A 19,859-nucleotide genomic window follows, 5' to 3' on the forward strand; every position below is an offset into this window, starting at 1 on the left:
CAGCCCCCAGATGGGTAGGGTCTTGAGTAGTCGGTCTCGACTGGGAAGGAGGTGACGGCGTGGCAGCTCGCGACGACGCTGAGGCTCGAGCCGCGCAGCGCGAACGGGAGGTCGCTGATCTCACAACACAGGTCTCCTTCCTGCAGGAGGAGATCACCGCGCTGCGTCGGAAGTTGGCGGAGTCTCCCCGGCAGGCCAGGATCCTCGAGGAGCATCTCCACGAGGCACAGGCGAAACTAGCGGCCGTCACCGGCCAGAACGAGCGTCTGGTCGCGACCATCAAGGAAGCCAGGGACCAGATCGTCGCGCTCAAGGAGGAGGTCGACCGGCTGGCGCAACCGCCGTCCGGGTTCGGCGTCTTCCTGGAGGCCAGGGACGACGGCACGGTCGAGGTGTTCACCGGCGGTCGCAAGCTCCGCGTGAACGTCAGCCCCGCGGTCGACGCCGAGCAGCTCAAGCGCGGCCAGGAGGTCATGCTCAACGAGGCGCTCAACGTCGTCGAGGCCCTCGGCTTCGAGGAGATCGGCGAGATCGTGATGCTCAAGGAGCTCCTCGAGGACGGCGAGCGGGCGCTGGTCATCTCGCACGCCGACGAGGAGCGCGTGGTCAAGCTCGCCGAGTCCCTGCTCGGCCAGCCGATCCGCGCCGGCGACTCCCTGCTGCTGGAGCCGCGCTCGGGCTACGTCTACGAGCGCATCCCCAAGTCCGAGGTCGAGGAGCTCGTCCTGGAGGAGGTGCCCGACATCTCCTACGAGGAGATCGGCGGGCTCATGCGGCAGATCGAGCAGATCAGGGACGCGATCGAGCTTCCCTACCTGCACTCCGACCTGTTCCGGGAGCACAAGCTCCGCCCGCCCAAGGGCGTGCTGCTGTACGGCCCGCCCGGCTGCGGCAAGACGCTCATCGCCAAGGCCGTCGCGAACTCCCTGGCCAAGCAGGTCGCGGAGAAGACCGGCCAGTCCGGCAAGAGCTTCTTCCTCAACATCAAGGGCCCGGAGCTGCTGAACAAGTACGTCGGCGAGACCGAGCGGCACATCCGCCTGGTCTTCCAGCGGGCCAGGGAGAAGGCCTCCGAGGGCACCCCGGTGATCGTGTTCTTCGACGAGATGGACTCGATCTTCCGGACCCGCGGCTCGGGTGTCTCCTCCGACGTCGAGAACACGATCGTCCCCCAGCTCCTGTCCGAGATCGACGGTGTCGAGGGCCTGGAGAACGTCATCGTGATCGGCGCCTCCAACCGCGAGGACATGATCGACCCGGCGATCCTGCGGCCCGGCCGCCTGGACGTCAAGATCAAGATCGAGCGGCCGGACGCCGAGGCGGCCAAGGACATCTTCTCCAAGTACCTCACGGCGGAGCTCCCGCTCCACCCCGACGACCTCACCGAGCACGGCAGCAGCCGCGAGGGCACCATCGCGGCCATGATCCAGCGCGTGGTCGAGCGGATGTACGCCGAGAGCGAGGAGAACCGCTTCCTGGAGGTCACCTACGCCAACGGTGACAAGGAGGTCCTGTACTTCAAGGACTTCAACTCCGGCGCGATGATCCAGAACATCGTCGACCGCGCCAAGAAGATGGCGATCAAGCAGTTCCTCGAGACCGGGCAGAAGGGCCTGCGGATCAACCATCTGCTGGCCGCCTGCGTGGACGAGTTCTCCGAGAACGAGGACCTGCCCAACACCACCAACCCCGACGACTGGGCCCGCATCTCCGGAAAGAAGGGCGAGCGGATCGTCTACATCCGCACCCTCGTCTCCGGCAAGCAGGGCACCGAGGCGGGCCGGTCCATCGACACGGTGGCCAACACCGGCCAGTACCTCTGAGGCACTCCGCCTGCGGCGCGGCTCCCTCCCCGGGGGCCGCGCCGTTCCGTGTCCGGACGGGGCCGCGCCGTTCCATGCCCGGATCCGGGGCCGGTCGCCGGCGCTCCCGCCCGCGAGACCTTCCGGCCCGGTCGGCGGCCTCCGCCCGGACCCTGGACTCCGGAGCTTCGGATCCGCCCGGATCCGTCCGGAGGCTCACGTTTCCCAATCGTCACACAAGTGAACGGCCGTCCCTGGGAACCCAGCTGATCGATTCACCGTCAAAGTGGCGTGCATGAACATTCCGGGCAGGTCGCCCCTTGACCGGCGCGGAGTCCCGGGGAGCGGCACGGGGAAGCGGCCGCCTCGCCGAACTGGACCTCCTGCGTTTCGTGGCCGCCCTGGCGGTGCTCGCCTTCCACTACTTCATCGCCTTCCGCTCGGTCTGGGGCGAGGCGCCCGCCGAGCTCTTCCCGGCGATCTCCACCGTCTCCGGGCTCGGCATCCTCGGCGTCGAGCTGTTCTTCATGATCAGCGGATTCGTCATCCTGATGAGCGTCTGGGGACGCGGCCTGGGCGCGTTCGCCCTGTCCCGCGTCGTGCGGCTCTACCCGGCCTACTGGGTCAGCGTCGGCGTCACCGCCGCCCTGTACGGCCTGACGGAGGCCGAGGCGCTGGACCCCAAGCTGGACGCGGCGGGGTACGTGGCGAACCTGACCATGCTCCAGCGCCTGTTCGAGGTCACCGACGCCACCGGCGTCTACTGGTCGCTCTGGGTCGAGCTCCGCTTCTACCTGCTGATCTCGGTGCTGGTGATCTTCGGCGCGACGCTCGGCCGCTGCCTGGCCTTCATGGGCGTCTGGCTGGCCGCCGCGGCCTTCTTCGCCGGGAGCGACGACCACTGGGTGGAGCTGATCGTGATGCCCAAGTACGCCGCCTACTTCATCGGCGGCATGTCCTTCTACCTGATGACCCGGTACGGGCCCCGCTTCGTCCTGTGGTGCGTGGCAGGCCTCAGCGCGGGGCTCGCCGTCAGCGCCGCCCTGGACCGGGTGCACGGCCGCATCGACCTGGTCGGCTACCAGGCGATGCCGGTGCCCGACTGGGCCGTGATCGCCACCGTGGTGGCCTTCTACGTGCTGATGGCCCTGGTCGCCCTCGGCTGGCTCGGCTGGCTGCGCTGGCGCGGCCTGGTCGTCCTGGGCGCCCTCACCTACCCGCTCTACCTGTTCCACACCGCCGGGGCCGTCCTGATCGTCCCCGCGCTCCGGGACTCGCTGCCGCCCTGGCTGACCGCCGCCGTCACGGTCCTGGCCGTCGCGGCCCTGTCGTACGCGGTCCACCGGATCGTCGAGCGGCCGGTCCAGGAGTTCGTCAGGGCCCGCCGGCGCCGCCCCGTCGCCGTCCCCGTGCCCGTGACGCCCGCCGTCCGGGGCGAAAAGGCCTCGGTGCCATAACTGTCTGGCCCCTGGGCATAGTGAAGGGTCTAGGCTCGGGGATATATACGGCGGACGAACAGCCCCGGACGAACAGAGGGTGCGCATGACGGTACGGCGGGTGATGGGCATCGAGACCGAGTACGGCATCTCCGTGCCCGGACAGCCGGGGGCCAACGCGATGGTGACCTCGTCCCAGGTCGTCAACGCCTATCTGGCCGCCTCGGCGGCCCGGGCACGGCGGGCGCGGTGGGACTTCGAGGAGGAGAACCCCCTGCGCGACGCGCGAGGCTTCGACCTCGCCCGGGAGGTGGCCGACGCGAGCCAGCTCACCGACGAGGACCTCGGCCTGGCGAACGTGATCCTCACCAACGGCGCGCGGCTGTACGTCGACCACGCCCATCCCGAGTACTCCACGCCCGAGTGCACCAACCCCCGGGCCGCGGTGATCTGGGACAAGGCCGGCGAGCGGGTCATGCACGACGCCGCGCTCCGGGCGTCGGCGATCCCGGGGAACGCGCCGATCCAGCTCTACAAGAACAACACCGACAACAAGGGCGCCTCCTACGGCTGCCACGAGAACTACCTGATGCGGCGGGCCACCCCGTTCGCCGACATCGTCCGCCACCTGACCCCCTTCTTCGTCTCCCGGCAGGTCGTCACCGGCGCCGGGCGCGTGGGCATCGGGCAGGACTCCCGGGGCGAGGGCTTCCAGATCAGCCAGCGTGCCGACTTCTTCGAGGTCGAGGTCGGCCTGGAGACCACGCTCAAGCGGCCGATCATCAACACCCGCGACGAGCCGCACGCCGACCCGGAGAAGTACCGCCGGCTGCACGTCATCATCGGCGACGCCAACATGTCGGAGATCTCCACCTACCTGAAGCTGGGTTCCACCGCGCTGGTCCTCGCGATGATCGAGGACGGTTACTTCACCCGCGACCTCGTCGTGGAGAACCCCGTCCAGGCGCTGCGGGCGGTCTCCCACGACCCCACGCTGAAGTACGAGATCCAGATGCGCGACGGGCGGAGGCTCACCGCGGTCCAGCTCCAGATGGAGTACCTCGAGCTGGCCCGCAAATACGCCGAGACGCGCAGCGGCACCGGCATGGACGACAGCACCAAGGAGGTCCTGGACCGTTGGGAGTCGGTCCTGACCAGGCTCGCCGAGGACCCCATGCAACTGGCCGGGGAGCTCGACTGGGTCGCCAAGCTGGAGATCCTCGAGGGCTACCGGAGCCGTGACGGACTGCCCTGGTCGCACCCGCGCCTCCAGCTGGTCGACCTGCAGTACTCCGACATCCGCCCGGACCGGGGCCTGTACAACCGCCTGGTCGCCCGCGGCCGGATGCAGCGCCTGGTCACCGAGGAGGAGGTGCAGCGCGCCGTCGAGGTCCCGCCCAGCGACACCCGCGCCTACTTCCGCGGCCGCTGCCTTAGCCAGTACAGCGAGGCGGTCGCCGCCGCCTCCTGGGACTCGGTCATCTTCGACATCCCCGGCAGGGAGTCCCTGCAGCGCGTCCCCACGCTGGAGCCGTTGCGCGGGACCAAGGCGCACGTGGGCGAGCTGTTCGACCGCTGCCACACCGCCGCCGAGCTGGTCACCGCCCTCACCGGCGACAAGTGAGTGCCCGCCGGCCGGGCCCGGCTCCCCGGGAGCCCGGCACGGCCGGCGCGGTCGCGGCTCCCGGGACGAGGGGAGCCGTCGGCCTGCGCGGTGGCGGAGGACGCAGCGGGGCGGCGCGGTGACGCTACACGGCGCTACACGGCGCTACAGGGCGAGCGCGTCGGGAGGGATCCGCGCGGCCGGGAGCCGGGGGGATCCACCGAGACCCCCTCCATCCGCAGGATCTTCGAGAGCAGGCGCGCCGCGTGGTCGGCGGTGATCCGCTCCTCCGGAGCCCGCCGCAGCAGCCCCCGCAGGACCCTGCCGAGCGGGCCCGCCTTCACCGGCGGGTCCGGATCCCGCGTCATCGCCTGTCCCAGCACCTCCAGGGCGTGCGCGCCCGGGTACGGCGGGCGTCCCTCCACCGCGAAGTACAGGCTCGCCCCGAACGACCACAGGTCCGCCGCGGGGTTCGCCGGTCTGCCGCGGAGCCGCTCGGGCGCGACGTAGGCCGGAGCGCAGTGCACCGGCACCGTGCTGGACGTGCTGGGGTCCCCGTTCAGCGCCGCGATGCCGAAGTCCGACAGCACCACCCGCTCACCCGTCAGCAGGATGTTGCCGGGGTTGATGTCGCGGTGCAGGACCCCCGCGCCGTGCGCGTGCCGCAGCCCTCCCAGCAGCCGGAAGCCGATCCAGGCCGTCCAGTGGACCGGCAGGTGGCCCAGATGGCCGACCGTCTCCTCCAGCGTCAGAGCCTCCACCAGCTCCATCACGATCCAGAGCCGCCCGCCCTCCTCCAGCAGGTCGTGCACCGCGACCACGGCCGGATGGCTCAACCGCCCCGCGGAGCGCGCCTCACGCATCGCCCGCCGCCGGGCGTCGTCCAGCCCGGCGCCGTCCGCGTGGAACCGCGGCCGGATCTCCTTGATCGCGACATCGCGCCGGAGCCTGAGATCATGCGCCCGCCAGATGACACCCCGGCCGTCCCGTTCCTTCACCGAGACCAGGCGGTAACGATCCCCGAGCAGTCTCGGCCTTCCCGTTCCCGTTTCCATGAACCATCCGTCACATGTACGTAGAAACCGGGCCCCTCCGGGATTCATGTTTTCAGCTGGAACGGTTCACGGCACAGCGACCGTCTATATTGCGCATAACGATTCAGTCGCGCCGGTGCCGCGGAATGTTATTTCGTTTTCTTTTCGTCCGTCATGGCCGGGGAAAATGCGCTCCTGCGCCGTTTCCGGCTGTCACGCGGCGCTGTGCCTGCGCAGGTTCACGAGCATCGCGTACGTCTGCTCGGAGGTCAGCCGGGCCGCCGGATCCTTGCGCAGCAGACCGCGCAGGACCGGCTCCAGAGCCCCCGCCCGCTTCGGCGCCCGCGGCGGCCCCTGCAGGACCGCCGCCAGCTCGGCCATCGAGTCCACCGTGCGGAACGGGGTCCTGCCCTCCACGGCCATGTACAGCGTCGCCCCGAAGGACCACATGTCGGCCTCGCGTGTGCCGCCCCGGCCCTGCAGGGTCTCCGGCGCGATGAACGCGGGGGTGCCGCGCAGCGAGGTCGTCGCCGTGCTCTCGAACCCGGCGAAGCCGAAGTCGGCCAGCACCACCCGGTCGCCGGTCAGCATGATGTTGGCGGGCTTGATGTCCCGGTGGACCACGCCGCCGTCATGGGCGTGCCGCAGCGCCTCCAGCAGCCGGCGCCCCATCTTCGCCACCAGGTCCGCGGGGAGGGGGCCGGCCTGCGCCACGGTCTGGTGCAGGGTCAGCGCCTCGAGGTACTCCATGACGATCCAGAGCCGCTCGGCCTCCTCGGCCAGGTTGTGCACCGTCACGATGCCCCGGTGGCTCAGGCGGGCGGCCATCCGCGCCTCCTTCACCACCCGTCGCCGCCGCTCCTCGGCTCCGGGGCCCGGGGGCAGGGCGATCTCCTTGAGCGCCACGTCTCTCTCGAGTAGCAGGTCGTAGGCCCGCCACACGACGCCTGTCGCGCCCTGTCCCACGGGAGCGACGAGCTGGTACCGGTCGGCGACGATGGTGCTCACGGGGCAATGATCCCAGGAATCCGGGCCGAAGGCCTACTTGGAACGGTCCGAAGGTGGGCGATCGCGTCGAAAAAGTATGAATCTATGGCGTGAACACCTGCTGAACTGCGGGAACACGGGTTCGGGCGGGACTCGCAGGGGACTCACATGGGCTCACAGGAGGCCGATCCCGAGCAGAAGGGTGCCCGCTCCCAGCGAGACCCCGCCGAGCGGCACCAGCCAGATCAGCTTGTTCGGCCTGGTGTCCGAGGGGCGCGCCACCGACAGGAAGAAGCCGAGCGGCATCAGGATCGGCGCCGCCGCGATCAGCGTCCGGGCCAGGGCCTTGAGGTCCCCGGACAGGTCCGCGTGGTCGAGGTAGAGCACTGCGACGAGCGTGAAGAGCACCAGGACGCCCGCGTGGGCGTGGCCGGCCCGCCACAGCCCGCGCCGGACCGGGTTGTCCAGATAGCCGGGCAGGTCGCGCATGATGTGCGCGAGCAGTGAGACCCCGCCGAAGGCGACGGCGGGCACGGTGATCAGCAGCACCCCGGCGGTGCTGAGGGACGACGGCGACATGGGTCTGCTCCTTGTTGGATAGCTAAGCTCTCCAATTATTGGATAGTAGTGGTATCTGGTCAAGTGGCGGGATTTGCCCTCCGGAGGGTGGGGGAGGTTGTCTGGCGGGTACGACCTGGGCGGCCGGCAGAAGATCGCGGGGTGATCCGCGCGCAATGTCGGCCGGTTCGGGGAAGATATGAACCACAGACGTCCCCCATGCGGAGGTGCCACAGATGGTCAGCAAGGACACCGGCGGCCAGAAGCAGACCGGCCGGACCGACCGTGAGGTGGAGGAGGTCGAGACCGCTCCGGCCTCCGACGTTCAGGAGCGTCACGAGAAGCTCTCGGACGATGTCGACTCGATCCTGGACGAAATCGATGAAGTCCTCGAAGAGAATGCGGAGGAGTTTGTCCGGTCCTACGTCCAGAAGGGTGGAGAGTAACGTAAACCGGACAGGTTGAAGAGTGTTGGGATTGTCGGAGGCGGACGGTTCCAGACCACCGCCGGAAGGCGGGACCCGGCCGAGCGCCCCGGCAGGGCCGGGGACGGGTCAGCCGGTCAGGTGGAGGGTCGCGATCTCGTAGGGACGCAGCGGGAGCCGTACGGTTCCGGTGGTGACCTCCAGCGGCTCGCCCGCCGTGCCGAGCAGGTCGGCACGGCGGGCGGCGCGGAAGGAGCCGCGGAGCACGGCCTCGGTGGCGACGGGGTGCTCGGCGACCAGGCGGACCTCCAGCGCGCCGTCGCGTTCGCGCAGCGCGGTCAGCAGCACGCCCGCGCCCTCGACGGAGAGAGGGGAGAGCGGTCCGTGCCCGGCGAGTCGCTCCCCCAGGACGGAGAGCGATCCGGGCCCGGGGAGCCCGTCCCCCGCGGCGGGGAGCGGTCCGGTTCCGCGGGGTCCGCCGGGAACCGGTGCGGGTTCTGAGACGCCGGGGGCGGGGAGGTCCCGGGCGGAGGCGTCGCCCGAGCCCGGTACGGCCAGCAGCTCGTGGCGGTACTCCTCGGCCAGGCGCGGCAGGCCTGCCTCGTCCCAGGAGCCCGCGTGCGCGAGGACGGCGAAGCGCATCGCGACCGGTCCCAGGCACTGGGCGTCCGGGGTGGGCAACCGGGGGCCGGCGGGCTCGCGGCGGTGGGCGTTGCCGTCCCGGGACAGGTGGCCGACGGAGCGGAGCAGGGTCAGGGCGAGCTCACCGCCGGTCAGTTCGTACTCGGTGACCTGGTCGAGCAGGACGGCCAGGCCGCCCGCGGAGACGAAGCCCTCGGCGGGGAAGGTGGGCAGCGGGTGCTCGCCGCAGCCGCCCTCGACGGTGAGGCCGCGCCGTACGACGGCCAGCTGCCCCTCGGCGAACGACTCCGCGGCGGGCCGGGGGAGCGGGGCGTGCCAGCGGACGCGGTGGTCGAGGGCGCGGTTGTCGAAGGAGACCTCCAGCCGCAGGTACGGCTCGCCGGCGCGGAGCTCGGCGCGGGTGGTGACGGTGACGGCCTCGGTCCGCTCGGCGCGGTGCCCGTCGGAGGAGGAGGCGGGCCAGCGGTAGGTGCGGCGGATCTCCAGCACGGACACGAGCGGCCCGGCGCAGACGGTCTCGACCTCGACGGAGACGGGGGTGTCGACGAGGAGGTCGTGGCGGGGCGGCGCGTGGTCGTAGGTGTCCCCGGCGTCGCCGCCGTCGACGATGCGGCCGACGCCGCGGGCCTCGGCGCCGCCGCCGGCCAGGGAGAGGGTGCCGTCGGGCGCGACGGTGACGCGGAGCAGGCCGTTGTCGAGGCCGTCCCCGGCGGGGCCGACCCGGACCGGGGCGGTGACCGGGGCGGTGATCGGGGGGACGGCCGCGGGGGCGGCGCCGGTGGGGAGGGCGGCCGGGCCGGCGGCGGAGGCCCCGGTGGGCGCCGAGGCGGATCCGGCGGGCGCGGTGAGAGGGACGGCGGACAGGACGGCGCGGCCGAGCGGCGGGACGGTGACGTGGGCGGCGACGGTGACCACGGGCTCGGCGAGGGTCCGTACCCGCCACGGCCCGGGACGGGCGGCCGCGCAGCCGAGGACGGTCCGGCGCAGGGCGGCGTAGTCGTAGCCGGTGGTGGCGTGGCGGCCGACCACGAGGGTGAACAGCCCTTCGGCGGGGTCCGCGTCCCAGGAGACGATCCGCTGGCCGGACAGCTCGCGGTCGTGGAGGCGGCCGAGGAGCCGGGCGAGGTCGTCCACGACGGTCTCGCCGAGCAGGGTGGGCGCGAGCTCGAGCCGCTGGAGCGGGACCGGGCCGCCGTCCGGGGTGAGCAGCCGGGCGTGGGACTCGGGCAGGTCGGCGAGGACCAGGGCGGTCCGGGTGAAGGGGGAGGGGTTGACGACCACGAGCCGGTCGCGGGGGACCCGCTCGGCGAGTGAGGCGCTGACCAGGTCGACGACGGCCTGGCCGGTCTGCTCGGCCTCGGCGATGCGGGCGGCGACCTGCCGGGCGGTCTCGTCGGCTCCGCAGCCGGTGATGGAGTCGTGGCCGGCGCAGGTGAGGAGGCGGCGCCAGGCGGCGTCCAGGAGGCGGGCGGCGGCCTCGTCGCCGGGCAGCCAGAGCGCGGCCAGGGGCTCGGCGTACCGGATGAGGACGCGTTCGGCCCGTGCCATGGCCCGTTTGGCGGGGACGCGGGCGGAGACGACGCCGGGCAGGAGGTTGGCGCGGGCGGCCGAGCGCAGCTCGCCGGTCACGGTGGGCAGGCCCGCGGTGGAGGAGCCGTGCGCGGTGAGGTACTCGCCGAGGGTGGCCAGGCGCAGCCCGGAGGAGGTGACGCCCGGGTCGGGGGTGCTGTGGTCGGCGCCGTACATGGCGAGCAGGGGTCCCGACGGTCTCCACGGGCGCATCGTCTCGGCGAAGGCGGCCAGCCGGTCGGACGCGGCCTCGGCCGGACCGCTGAAGAGGGCGACGGCATTGCCGTAGCCGCCGGGCAGGTACTGGGCCCGGACGGTGGTGCCGTCCGCGCCGGTCCAGGCGAAGGCGTCGCGGTCGACGGCGGCGGGCACGCCGCGCCAGAGGCAGGCGTGCTCGAACCCGGCCAGGCGGAGGATCTGCGGCAGCTGGGCGCAGTGGCCGAACTGGTCGGGCAGATAGCCGACGCGCATGGCGCCGCCGAGCGCGTCGGCGCCGCGCACGCCGTACTCGAGGTTGCGGATGAGGGTCTCGCCGGAGCAGAGGAAGGAGTCGGCGAGGACGAACCACGGTCCCGCGGCGAGGCGGCCCTCGGCGACGAGGGCCCGCACCAGCGGGAGGCGCTCGGGCCGGACCTCCAGATAGTCCTCGAGGGCGGCGAGCTGGCCGTCCAGGGTGAAGCGGTAGGCGGGGTCGGCGGCCATGGTGTCGAGGACCCCGTCGAGCATGCGGACCAGCCCGGCGCGGAAGCGCTGGAAGGGCAGGTACCACTCGCGGTCCCAGTGGGTGTGCGGGACCACGATGATCTCGGCGGTCCCGGCGGTCCCGGCGGTCCCGGCGGTCCCGTTGGCGGTCTCGGACGCCATGCGCTCTCCCCCCGGTGGAGTCTGGTGCGGTGCTCTCCGGCGCGGTCACGATATAGGCGTGAGGGCGCGTGGCGGGTGTGACGGACGGTGTTTCGGGGAGGCAGGCGGCAAGTGGTTCGCGTTGAGCTGATCGAGAGGAGTGCGTGCGGAGGGGCGGGGTGAGTAGGGTCAGCCTAGGTGAGCCCGTGTCGCTGCGGCGCGCAGCGTCGCAACGATCACTGTGCGGCGCCTCGACGGAGCAGTGGACGCGGACGTGTACGGAAGTTTTGGAGGGAGTCGCGTGGCATCGCACAGGGACCTGCCCGCCGGCATGGTGAACCACCTTTTCACGAACACCGGAAGCTCTTCGTTCACCGAGTTCGTCGGGTCCTACGCGCCGGAGCTGCTGCCCGGCCGTGACGACCGTCTGGCGGCGCCGGTCGGCGACCAGATCCCGCACGCGACCACGATCGTGGCGGCGACGTGCGCGGGGGGCGTGGTCATGGCCGGTGACCGCCGGGCGACCTCCGGCAACATCATCGCCCAACGGGAGATCGAGAAGGTCTTCCGCACCGACGACCACTCGTGCATGGGCATCGCCGGGGCGGCGAGCACCGGCATCGAGATGGCCCGCCTGTACCGGGTGGAGCTGGAGCACTACGAGAAGATGGAGGGCCGCACGCTCTCGGTGGCGGGCAAGGCCAACCGGCTGGCCACGATGATCCGCGGCAACCTCGCGATGGCGATGCAGGGCCTGGTGGTGGTGCCGCTGTTCGCGGCCTACGACCCCGAGCGCGACGGTGGCCGGATCTTCAGCTACGACGTGGGCGGCGGCCCGTACGAGCAGTTCCACCACCACGCGATCGGCTCCGGCTCGATCTTCGCCCGGGGGGCCCTGAAGAAGCTCTACCGGGAGGGAGCCTCTCCCGAGGACACCGTGCTGACGCTCATCCAGGCGCTCTACGACGCGGCCGACGACGACTCGGCGACCGGCGGGCCCGACGTGACCCGCCGGATCTGGCCGGTGGTCGCCACGGTCACCGCCGACGGCTTCCGCCGCCTGAGCGACGACGAGGTCGCCGGGTACGTCCAGGCGGTCGTGGACGCCCGCATGACCAACCCCGACGGCCCCGTCGCCCCGCTGCGCTGACCCGGCCCCGCTGACACGAGAGGAAGACCACCACGGTGTCCATGCCTTTTGGATATGCGTCCCCTGAGCAGATCATGCGGGACAAGGCGGACTACGCGCGCAAGGGCATCGCGCGGGGCCGCAGCGTGGTCGTGCTCCAGTACGAGCACGGCATCCTGTTCGTCGCGCCCAACCCCTCCCGGGCGCTGCACAAGATCAGTGAGATCTACGACCGGATCGGCTTCGCCGCGGTCGGCCGCTACAACGAGTTCGAGGCGCTGCGGCTGGGCGGCATCCGCTACGCCGACATCAACGGCTACACCTACGACCGCTCGGACGTGACCGCGCGGGGCCTGGCCAACCTGTACGCGCAGAACCTCGGGCAGATCTTCACCGAGTCGATCAAGTCGTTCGAGGTGGAGGTGGTCGTCGCGGAGGTCGGTGAGACCCCGGAGACCGACGCGATCTACCGGCTGACGTTCGACGGCTCGGTCTTCGACGAGCACGGCATGACCGTGATGGGCGGCCAGGCGGAGGCCGTCGCGGGCCGGCTCAAGGAGCGCTACCGGGAGGGCATGACGCTTCAGGCGGCGCTGGAGGCGGCGCTGGCGGCGCTGACCGAACCGGGCGGCGAGCGCCCGCCGGTGGCGCAGCTGGAGGTCGCGGTGCTCGATCGCAACCGTCCGCACCGCAAGTTCCAGCGGCTCGCCGGCCCCCGGCTGGAGCGCCTGCTGGCCGAGGGCGCGGCGCAGGCCGCACCGCCTGCCGCGCCACCCGCCGCGCCACCCGGCACGGAGCCCGGGAACGCGGCCGGGACGCCTCCGGAGGCCCCCGGCGCGTCCTCCGGCGGCCCGGCGACCGGTCCCGAGGGGGACATCGACACCGGCTCCGGGGCCTGAGCGGTCCCGCGGGGGTGCGGCGGGCGGCCGCCGCACCCCCGCGGGGCGGTGTGACGGGGATCACGTGATCTTGGACAAACCGATCTTCATGGGGCGGCGTCGTACCCGGTATGAAGCGCTCCCTCATGGCGGCGGCCGCCGCGTTCTCCGTGACCCTGTCCGCCGCGGCGGCCATCGCGACCCCGGCCCCGGCCTCCGCACAGGCCGCGGCGATCCCCGACTTCCCCGCCCCGAAGGTCTTCGGCACGTCCTTCCAGCGTGACCCCGGCCACGACTTCACCAAGCGCATCCGCTCCCGCAAGGACGGCATCCTGCGCGGCTGGATCACCCACGTGAGCGGGAGCACGGCGGAGTACGAGCCGATCAGGTGGAAGAGGGCCGAGCACACCGGGGGCCACTTCGTCGGGCCCCCGGAGGGCGACGTCACCGCCTACGCCTCGCCGGTCGCGGCGAACGTCGTCTACCTCAGCGCCCACGGCTGCGGCAGGGCCGGGGCGGAGCCGACGGTCAGCCCGAGGACCGGCCTGGGCGTCGAGCGCTGCTCCCGGGCGGCGCTGCTGCGCAACGCCAAGAAGCACCGGACGCCCGCCCTGATCACCGTCCACAAGGGCAAGATCGTCAAGTTCCAGGAAATCTACACGCCCTGAATCCGCTTACGCCGCCGGGCCGGGGGGCATAAGCCCCCCGACCGGAAACCCCCGACGGAGCCTTCCCGCTCGAGGTGCCCGGCGAATAGTGTGAGGCGGTGACGCCTCCGCTCCTCGCCGGAGCGGCTTCCCGCCCTCCTCGGCCGAGGTGGGCGAGGGCCGAACCCTGACCGTTTCGACCACAAGGACCACGACAGGGAAGTGACCCCTCTGCCGGGTGAATCCGACAGTCCCCTCGCTAGGAGAACGATGGACCGCCGCATCTTCGGGCTCGAGAACGAATACGGTGTCACCTGCACGTTCCGGGGGCAGCGGCGGCTGTCGCCGGACGAGGTCGCCCGTTACCTGTTCCGCAGGGTCGTCTCGTGGGGCCGCTCGAGCAACGTCTTCCTCCGCAACGGCGCGCGCCTCTACCTCGACGTCGGCAGCCACCCGGAGTACGCCACCCCCGAGTGCGACAACGTCATCGAGCTGGTGACGCACGACAAGGCGGGCGAGCGCATCCTCGAGGGCCTGCTCCTGGACGCCGAGAAGCGGCTGCGCGAGGAGGGCATCGCCGGGGACATCTACCTGTTCAAGAACAACACCGACTCGGCCGGCAACTCCTACGGCTGCCACGAGAACTACCTGGTCGGCCGGCACGGCGAGTTCGGCCGCCTGGCGGACGTGCTGATCCCCTTCCTGGTGACCCGGCAGATCATCTGCGGCGCCGGCAAGGTGCTGCAGACGCCGCGCGGCGCGGTCTACTGCGTCTCCCAGCGGGCCGAGCACATCTGGGAGGGCGTGTCGTCGGCGACGACCCGGTCGCGGCCGATCATCAACACCCGGGACGAGCCGCACGCCGACGCCGAGCGCTTCCGCCGCCTGCACGTCATCGTCGGCGACTCCAACATGAGCGAGACGACCATGCTGCTCAAGGTCGGCGCGACCGACCTGGTGCTGCGCATGATCGAGGCGGGCACCGTGATGCGGGACCTGTCGCTGGAGAACCCCATCCGGGCGATCCGGGAGGTCTCCCACGACATGACGGGGCGCCGGCGGGTGCGGCTGGCCAACGGCAGGGAGGCGTCCTCGCTGGAGATCCAGCAGGAGTACCTCGCCAAGGCCCGCGACTTCGTGGACCGGCGAGGCGGCGACGAGATCAGCAACCGGGTGCTGGAGCTGTGGGAGCGCACGCTGACCGCCGTCGACACCGGCAACCTGGACCTGGTCGCCAGGGAGATCGACTGGGTGACGAAGTACCAGCTGATCGAGCGCTACCGGACCAAGTACGACCTGCCGCTCTCCAGCCCCCGGGTGGCCCAGCTCGACCTGGCCTACCACGACGTGCACCGCAGGCGCGGCCTGTTCTACCTGCTGCAGAAGCGCGGGGCGGTGGAGCGGGTCGCCTCCGACCTGAAGATCTTCGAGGCGAAGTCGGTGCCGCCGCAGACCACCCGGGCGAAGCTGCGCGGCGAGTTCATCCGCCGGGCGCAGGAGAAGCGGCGGGACTTCACCGTCGACTGGGTGCACCTGAAGCTCAACGACCAGGCGCAGCGCACCGTGCTGTGCAAGGACCCGTTCCGCAGTGTGGACGAGAGGGTGGACAAGCTGATCGCGGGCATGTGACGGCGGCCGGGCGGCGGTGAACGTTTCATCGCTTATCCCGGCCGTACGCCGGGTTCGGATAGTGTGGCGCGAACTGACGTCTGCTCTGAGGGATATCGAATGCGTCGCCGCCGCTTGGCCGTACTGGCCGCTGTGCCCCTGTTGTTCGCCGCCGCCTGCGGCACCGACCAGGGCGGTACCTCCGCCACCGGGGGGACCGGGAGCAGTGCGAGCAGCGGCTTGAAGGTCGCCGGTGAGGTCGGCGCCAAGCCGACGGTGACGTTCCCGCAGGGCACGCCCCCGGCGAAGTCGTCCGAGGAGACGGTCAAGGAGGGCGCCGGCACGGAGTTCAAGGTCGGCGACGAGGTCCTGGTCAACTACACGGTCTACACCTGGGACGGCAAGAGCAACCCCGCGGTCGGGTCGACCTACGACACGGGCTCGGCGGAGGCCATCCAGGTCAGCGAGCAGCTGCCGAAGGTGCTGAAGGACGCGCTCGTCGGGGCCAGGCCCGGTGGCCGGCACGTGGCCGTCGTCGCGCCCGACAGCCTGACGAAGGAGCAGGTGGAGCAGGCCAAGCAGCAGGGCCAGGAGACCCCCACCCAGGTGCTCGTGATGGACATGGTGGGCCTGAAGCCGAAGCCGGTCACCGTGAGCGGCACGGCCGCCGAGCACGGCGTCAAGGGCGTCGAGGTGACGAACCCGGAGCCGGGCAAGGCGCCCACGCTGACCACGAAGACCAAGGAGAAGGCTCCCAAGGAGCTGGTCACCAAGGTCGTCATCAAGGGCACCGGCCCGGAGGTGAAGTCGGGCCAGAACCTCATGGCCCACTACATCGGCAAGATCTGGGGCACGGACAAGAAGTTCGACAGCAGCTGGGACCGGGGCGAGCCGGCCACCTTCCAGATCGGCGTCGGCCAGGTCGTCAAGGGCTGGGACCAGTCGCTGGTCGGCCAGACCGTCGGCAGCCGCGTGCTGGTCACCATCCCGCCGGACCTCGGGTACGGCAAGGAGGGCAACGCGCAGGCGGGCATCAAGGGCACCGACACCCTGGTCTTCCTGGTGGACATCGTCGGCGCCTACTGAGCCGTCCGGAGAGCGCCCGGGAGCGCTCCCGGGAAGTCCTTCCACCGTTCGGGCCCGCCCGGCCCCGAACGGTGACGGGCCCGGTCGCGCATGCGCGCGGCCGGGCCCGCCGCATGCTACTGACATTTCGCCCAATAGGGCGTTATGGTGGGCGCATCCATCGATCACCAGGGGAGCCGGATGCGCACTCGGGCCCTGCTCGTCGTGTTCTCGCTCGTGCTGGCCTGCGGCTGCACCGCAGACGGCGGCGCGGGCCCGGACGTCACGGTCGGCGGTGACTTCGGCGCCCGGCCGCAGATCTCCTTCCCCGAGGGCGAACCGCCCGGGGAACCGCGCTCCAGCGAGCGGATGGCCGGATCCGGCGAGGTGGTCGACCCGAGCGACCTGGTCGTCGCCCACTACACCGCGCACGTGTGGGACGGCGGGGACAACCGCCTGGTCGCCTCCAGCTTCGAGCGGGGGGCGCCCGCGGCCTTCCCGCTGAACCAGTCGGTCACCGGCGTGAGCAGGGCGCTGCAGGGGCACCGGGTCGGCAGCCGCGTCGTCGCGGCCCTCCCCCCGCAGGAGGGGTACGGGCCGAACCCGCCGGGCGGGCTGACCGCCGACGAGACCCTGCTCTACGTGATCGACGTGCTCGGCGCCTTCCCGCCCGGCGCGGCGGCCCAGGGCACCGGAGGGCCGGGGGCGGTCGCCGGGGTCGAGGTCGCCGGCGGCCCCGGCGAGCGGCCGGCCCTCGCCGCGCCGGACGGCGCCCCGCCCGCCGATCTGCGGACGAAGGTCCTCGTCCACGGCCGGGGCGCCGCGGTCCGCCAGGGGCAGCTCCTCGTCGTCCAGTACGAGAGCAGGATCTGGGGGTCGGGCGCCGCCCTGGAGTCCACCTGGCAGACCGGCCGGCCCAAGGCGTTCCAGGTCGGCAAGGGCGCCGTCATCAAGGCCTGGGACCGGGCGCTGACCGGGGTCCGGGTCGGCAGCAGGGTGGCCATGGTGGTCCCGCCCGAGCTCGGCTACCCCGGCGGCCTGCCGCCGCTGGTGAAGCCGAGCGACACGCTCGTCTTCGTCGTCGACGTCCTCGCCGCCTACTGAGTTCCGGCCGCCGCGCTCCGGTCCGCCGGGTCGCGGGCTTCCCGGGTCCGCGCGCCGGAGCCCGGTTCGGCCCGTCCGCTGCACGGCCCGTCCGCTGCACGGCCCGTCCGCTGCACGGCCCGTCCGCTGCACGGCCCGTCCGCCGTACGGCCTGCCGGCGGGCGGCGTGCACCGCCGCGGGCGGGCCTAGACTCCGGGCTGTGAGCAGTGACGACCTTCCCGCGGTGGCGGTCCTGAACGATCCCGTACGGCGGGCGGTCTACGAGTACGTGGTCGCCCAGGGACGCCAGGTGGGGCGGAACGAGGCCGCCGAGGCGGTGGGGGTGCAGCGCACGCTCGCCGCCTTCCATCTCGACAAGCTGGTCGAGGCCGGCCTGCTGGAGACCGGGTTCAAACGGCTGGGGGACCGGACCGGGCCGGGCAGCGGCCGGCCCGCGAAGGTCTACAGCCGGGCGCCGGGGGAGTGGCAGGTGAGCGTCCCGCCCCGGGACTACCGGACGCTCGCCCTGGTGCTGGCCGAGGTGGTGGACGTGCTCGGCGGCGACGAGCGGGCGGAGGAGGCCGCCCGGCGGGCCGGGCGCAGGCTGGCGGGCGGGCCGGACGCGGGACGCGGGCCGGGCCGCCGCGACCGCGGGGATGCGCCGGAGGGGGCCGGAGGGGGCGACGGGCCGGAAGAAGGCGCGGAAGAGGGCGGGCCGGACGACCTCGCCGGGACGCTGCGGCGGCGCGGGTACGAGCCCTACGAGGAGGAGGGCCGCCTGCGGCTGCGCAACTGCCCGTTCCACGTGCTGGCCGAGGAGCACCCGGTGCTGGTCTGCTCGATGAACCTGGCGCTCTGCCGGGGCCTGCTGGAGGGGCTCGGCGAAGATCCGGCGCGGGTGCGGTCGGACCCCCGGCCGGGGGAGTGCTGCGTGAGCTTCTCTATAAACAATAATAATTGACATAGAAGACGCGGAGATGGTCTGCTGAGGTCATGCATCTGGCACAGCTGAACGTCGCCCGCCTCCGGGCGCCCCTGGACTCACCCGAGATCGCCGGCTTCGTCGCGCTCCTCGAGCCCGTCAACGCCGTCTCCGACGCGGCGCCCGGCTTCGTCTGGCGGCTCAAGGAGAGCGAGGACGACCCCGAGGCCACCGTCAAGCACGACTACGGCGACGACCTGGTGATCAACTTCTCGGTCTGGGAGTCACGCGAGAGCCTGTGGAACTTCGTCTACCGCAGCGCCCACCTGCCCGCGCTGCAGCGGCGCAGGGAGTGGTTCCACCACATCGCCGAGCCGTACTCGGTGATGTGGTGGATCCCCGAGGGGTACACCCCCTCGCTCGCGGAGGGCATGGAGCGCCTGGAACTGCTCCGCCGCGAGGGCCCCACCCCGCGGGCCTTCACCTTCCGCGACTTCTACGACGCCCCGTCCGACGGTGGCTCATCCGCGGACGGCCCGTCCGAGGCCCCGTCCGCCAGCAGCGAGGCCGCGAGCCTGCCCGCGGCGGCCGAGGCCAGGAAGTAGGCCAGGTCCTCCTCGAGTCCCCGACCCATGGTGGACAGCCGCACCGGCGACTCCCGCAGCGCGTCGTGCAGCCCGTCCACGGGCACGGGGACCAGCTCGTGCCGCTCGGCCAGGGGGCGCGCCTGCTCGGCCACCCGGGCGCCGAAGGCCCCCGGCAGCTCGGGCAGCGCGATCCGGGCGGGGGCCAGCGCGACCCGCCCGTAGGCGGTCAGGGAGTGGTGGGACAGGCCCAGGTGGCGCTCGCGCCGGTCGCCCTCGCTGATCCGCAGCGCCGCGACCGGACGGCCCGACAGGACCGCGGCGGCGTTGACCGCCTCCCCGGCCGAGACGCCGGAGAACCCCCAGCGCGTGCCGGTGCCCAGGTTGCCGGGTCCCTGGGTGACGATCGCGACGTCGGCCGCCAGGACGTGCCGGGCGGCCAGCAGGCCGGTGTGCGTCGTCACCGCCTCCACGTCGCCGCCGAAGGACTGGCCCGTGGTCACGACCCCGCACAGCCGGCCGATCCGGCGCAGCTCGGCGCAGGACATGGAGAACCAGGCGGGCAGCGCGCCGCCGTCGAGCATCACGTAGGCGACGCGGGCGTGCGGGCGCGAGGCGTGCAGGCCGCACAGGATCGCGGGGAGCGCCGAGTGCAGGTCGGCGACGACCACCGGCATGCCGTCCAGGGAGTCGGCCTCGCGCAGGACCTCGTGGTGCGGCGAGTCCTGCTCGTCCGCGCCGAGCACGGTGGCCTGCAGGGGGGTGTAGCGTGCCTTCACCAGATGTCCGGGTCCGTGTGGATCTTCCGGCAAACGGTCGGGAAGCGCCACCACCATGGCGTAACCTCCCGTACCGAGACCCATCGCGAGCGCGGTCGTGTTGAGCAGGACCGCGTCGCCGGGCTCGGGGCGTCCCACGAGGGCGGGATAGGCGAGCGCGCGAGCCTGGCCCTCCTCGGTGGTGACGTCCAGCTCCACCGCCCCCGGCCACTCGCGCCGGATCCGTACGACCTCGCCCCTGCGCCATCTGATCACGCGGGGAAG

The 19,859-nt window shown here is 72.1% G+C and carries 17 protein-coding genes; 12 read left to right on the plus strand and 5 right to left on the minus strand.

The features are described from left to right. Window positions 1-59: 59 nt before the first annotated feature. The 3 genes from arc (at window position 60) to dop (ending at window position 4,862) form a co-directional block, all read left to right on the plus strand. Window positions 60-1,823: a proteasome ATPase gene (gene arc / locus ACFOWE_RS27935; RefSeq protein WP_377292977.1), complete on the plus strand. Its 1,764-nt coding sequence runs from the start codon at window positions 60-62 to the stop codon at window positions 1,821-1,823. A gap of 299 nt (window positions 1,824-2,122) precedes the next feature. Then, the gene (locus tag ACFOWE_RS27940; RefSeq protein WP_377292979.1) at window positions 2,123-3,259 is read left to right on the plus strand and encodes an acyltransferase family protein; all 1,137 of its coding nucleotides are present in this window, start codon (window positions 2,123-2,125) and stop codon (window positions 3,257-3,259) included. Between the two features lie 85 nt (window positions 3,260-3,344). Then, a complete protein-coding gene (gene dop, locus ACFOWE_RS27945) occupies window positions 3,345-4,862 on the plus strand; it encodes a depupylase/deamidase Dop (protein WP_377292981.1) in 1,518 nt (505 codons plus the stop codon). 134 nt (window positions 4,863-4,996) lie between these two features. Here dop and ACFOWE_RS27950 read toward each other — a convergent pair whose 3' ends face one another. The 3 genes from ACFOWE_RS27950 to ACFOWE_RS27960 form a co-directional block, all read right to left on the minus strand. Next, window positions 4,997-5,896: a serine/threonine-protein kinase gene (locus ACFOWE_RS27950; RefSeq protein ID WP_377292983.1), complete on the minus strand. Its 900-nt coding sequence runs from the start codon at window positions 5,894-5,896 to the stop codon at window positions 4,997-4,999. Window positions 5,897-6,088: 192 nt separating this feature from the next. Then, window positions 6,089-6,883: a serine/threonine-protein kinase gene (locus ACFOWE_RS27955; RefSeq protein ID WP_377292985.1), complete on the minus strand. Its 795-nt coding sequence runs from the start codon at window positions 6,881-6,883 to the stop codon at window positions 6,089-6,091. Between the two features lie 153 nt (window positions 6,884-7,036). After that, window positions 7,037-7,441 carry a hypothetical protein gene (locus tag ACFOWE_RS27960; RefSeq protein WP_377292987.1) on the minus strand — a complete coding sequence of 135 codons (405 nt, stop codon included), beginning with the start codon at window positions 7,439-7,441 and terminating at the stop codon, window positions 7,037-7,039. 215 nt (window positions 7,442-7,656) lie between these two features. Here ACFOWE_RS27960 and ACFOWE_RS27965 point away from each other — a divergent pair, with 215 nt between their 5' ends. After that, window positions 7,657-7,866: a ubiquitin-like protein Pup gene (locus tag ACFOWE_RS27965; RefSeq protein ID WP_377292989.1), complete on the plus strand. Its 210-nt coding sequence runs from the start codon at window positions 7,657-7,659 to the stop codon at window positions 7,864-7,866. A gap of 108 nt (window positions 7,867-7,974) precedes the next feature. Here ACFOWE_RS27965 and ACFOWE_RS27970 read toward each other — a convergent pair whose 3' ends face one another. Then, window positions 7,975-10,920: a glycoside hydrolase family 38 N-terminal domain-containing protein gene (locus ACFOWE_RS27970; RefSeq protein ID WP_377292991.1), complete on the minus strand. Its 2,946-nt coding sequence runs from the start codon at window positions 10,918-10,920 to the stop codon at window positions 7,975-7,977. 280 nt (window positions 10,921-11,200) lie between these two features. Here ACFOWE_RS27970 and prcB point away from each other — a divergent pair, with 280 nt between their 5' ends. From prcB to ACFOWE_RS28010, 8 genes are all read left to right on the plus strand, one after another. Continuing rightward, complete coding sequence (gene prcB, locus ACFOWE_RS27975) at window positions 11,201-12,049, plus strand: proteasome subunit beta (protein ID WP_377292996.1); 849 nt, start codon at window positions 11,201-11,203, stop codon at window positions 12,047-12,049. Window positions 12,050-12,090: 41 nt separating this feature from the next. After that, window positions 12,091-12,927, plus strand: coding sequence for a proteasome subunit alpha (gene prcA / locus ACFOWE_RS27980; protein ID WP_377292998.1), 837 nt, complete (start codon window positions 12,091-12,093; stop codon window positions 12,925-12,927). Window positions 12,928-13,037: 110 nt separating this feature from the next. Beyond that, window positions 13,038-13,574 (plus strand): hypothetical protein, encoded by a 537-nt coding sequence (locus ACFOWE_RS27985; RefSeq protein ID WP_377293000.1) that lies wholly within the window; start codon window positions 13,038-13,040, stop codon window positions 13,572-13,574. A 249-nt stretch (window positions 13,575-13,823) separates the two neighbouring features. Next, on the plus strand, window positions 13,824-15,182 hold the full coding sequence (pafA, locus tag ACFOWE_RS27990) for a Pup--protein ligase (protein ID WP_377293002.1): 1,359 nt from the start codon (window positions 13,824-13,826) through the stop codon (window positions 15,180-15,182). Window positions 15,183-15,281: 99 nt separating this feature from the next. Then, a complete protein-coding gene (locus tag ACFOWE_RS27995) occupies window positions 15,282-16,247 on the plus strand; it encodes an FKBP-type peptidyl-prolyl cis-trans isomerase (protein WP_377293004.1) in 966 nt (321 codons plus the stop codon). Between the two features lie 180 nt (window positions 16,248-16,427). Then, a complete protein-coding gene (locus ACFOWE_RS28000) occupies window positions 16,428-17,330 on the plus strand; it encodes an FKBP-type peptidyl-prolyl cis-trans isomerase (protein ID WP_377293006.1) in 903 nt (300 codons plus the stop codon). 200 nt (window positions 17,331-17,530) lie between these two features. Beyond that, window positions 17,531-18,271: a helix-turn-helix transcriptional regulator gene (locus ACFOWE_RS28005; RefSeq protein ID WP_377293008.1), complete on the plus strand. Its 741-nt coding sequence runs from the start codon at window positions 17,531-17,533 to the stop codon at window positions 18,269-18,271. Between the two features lie 32 nt (window positions 18,272-18,303). Next, window positions 18,304-18,837, plus strand: coding sequence for a DUF3291 domain-containing protein (locus tag ACFOWE_RS28010; protein ID WP_377293010.1), 534 nt, complete (start codon window positions 18,304-18,306; stop codon window positions 18,835-18,837). On the opposite strand, the gene ACFOWE_RS28015 is transcribed toward ACFOWE_RS28010, so the two are convergent. Next, entirely contained in the window at window positions 18,729-19,850 is a 1,122-nt protein-coding gene (locus ACFOWE_RS28015) for a DUF3866 family protein (protein ID WP_377293012.1), read from the minus strand. The genes ACFOWE_RS28010 and ACFOWE_RS28015 overlap by 109 nt on opposite strands. Window positions 19,851-19,859 lie beyond the last annotated feature (9 nt).

It is taken from the genome of Planomonospora corallina, assembly GCF_042650625.1.
Lineage (GTDB): Bacteria > Actinomycetota > Actinomycetes > Streptosporangiales > Streptosporangiaceae > Planomonospora_B > Planomonospora_B corallina.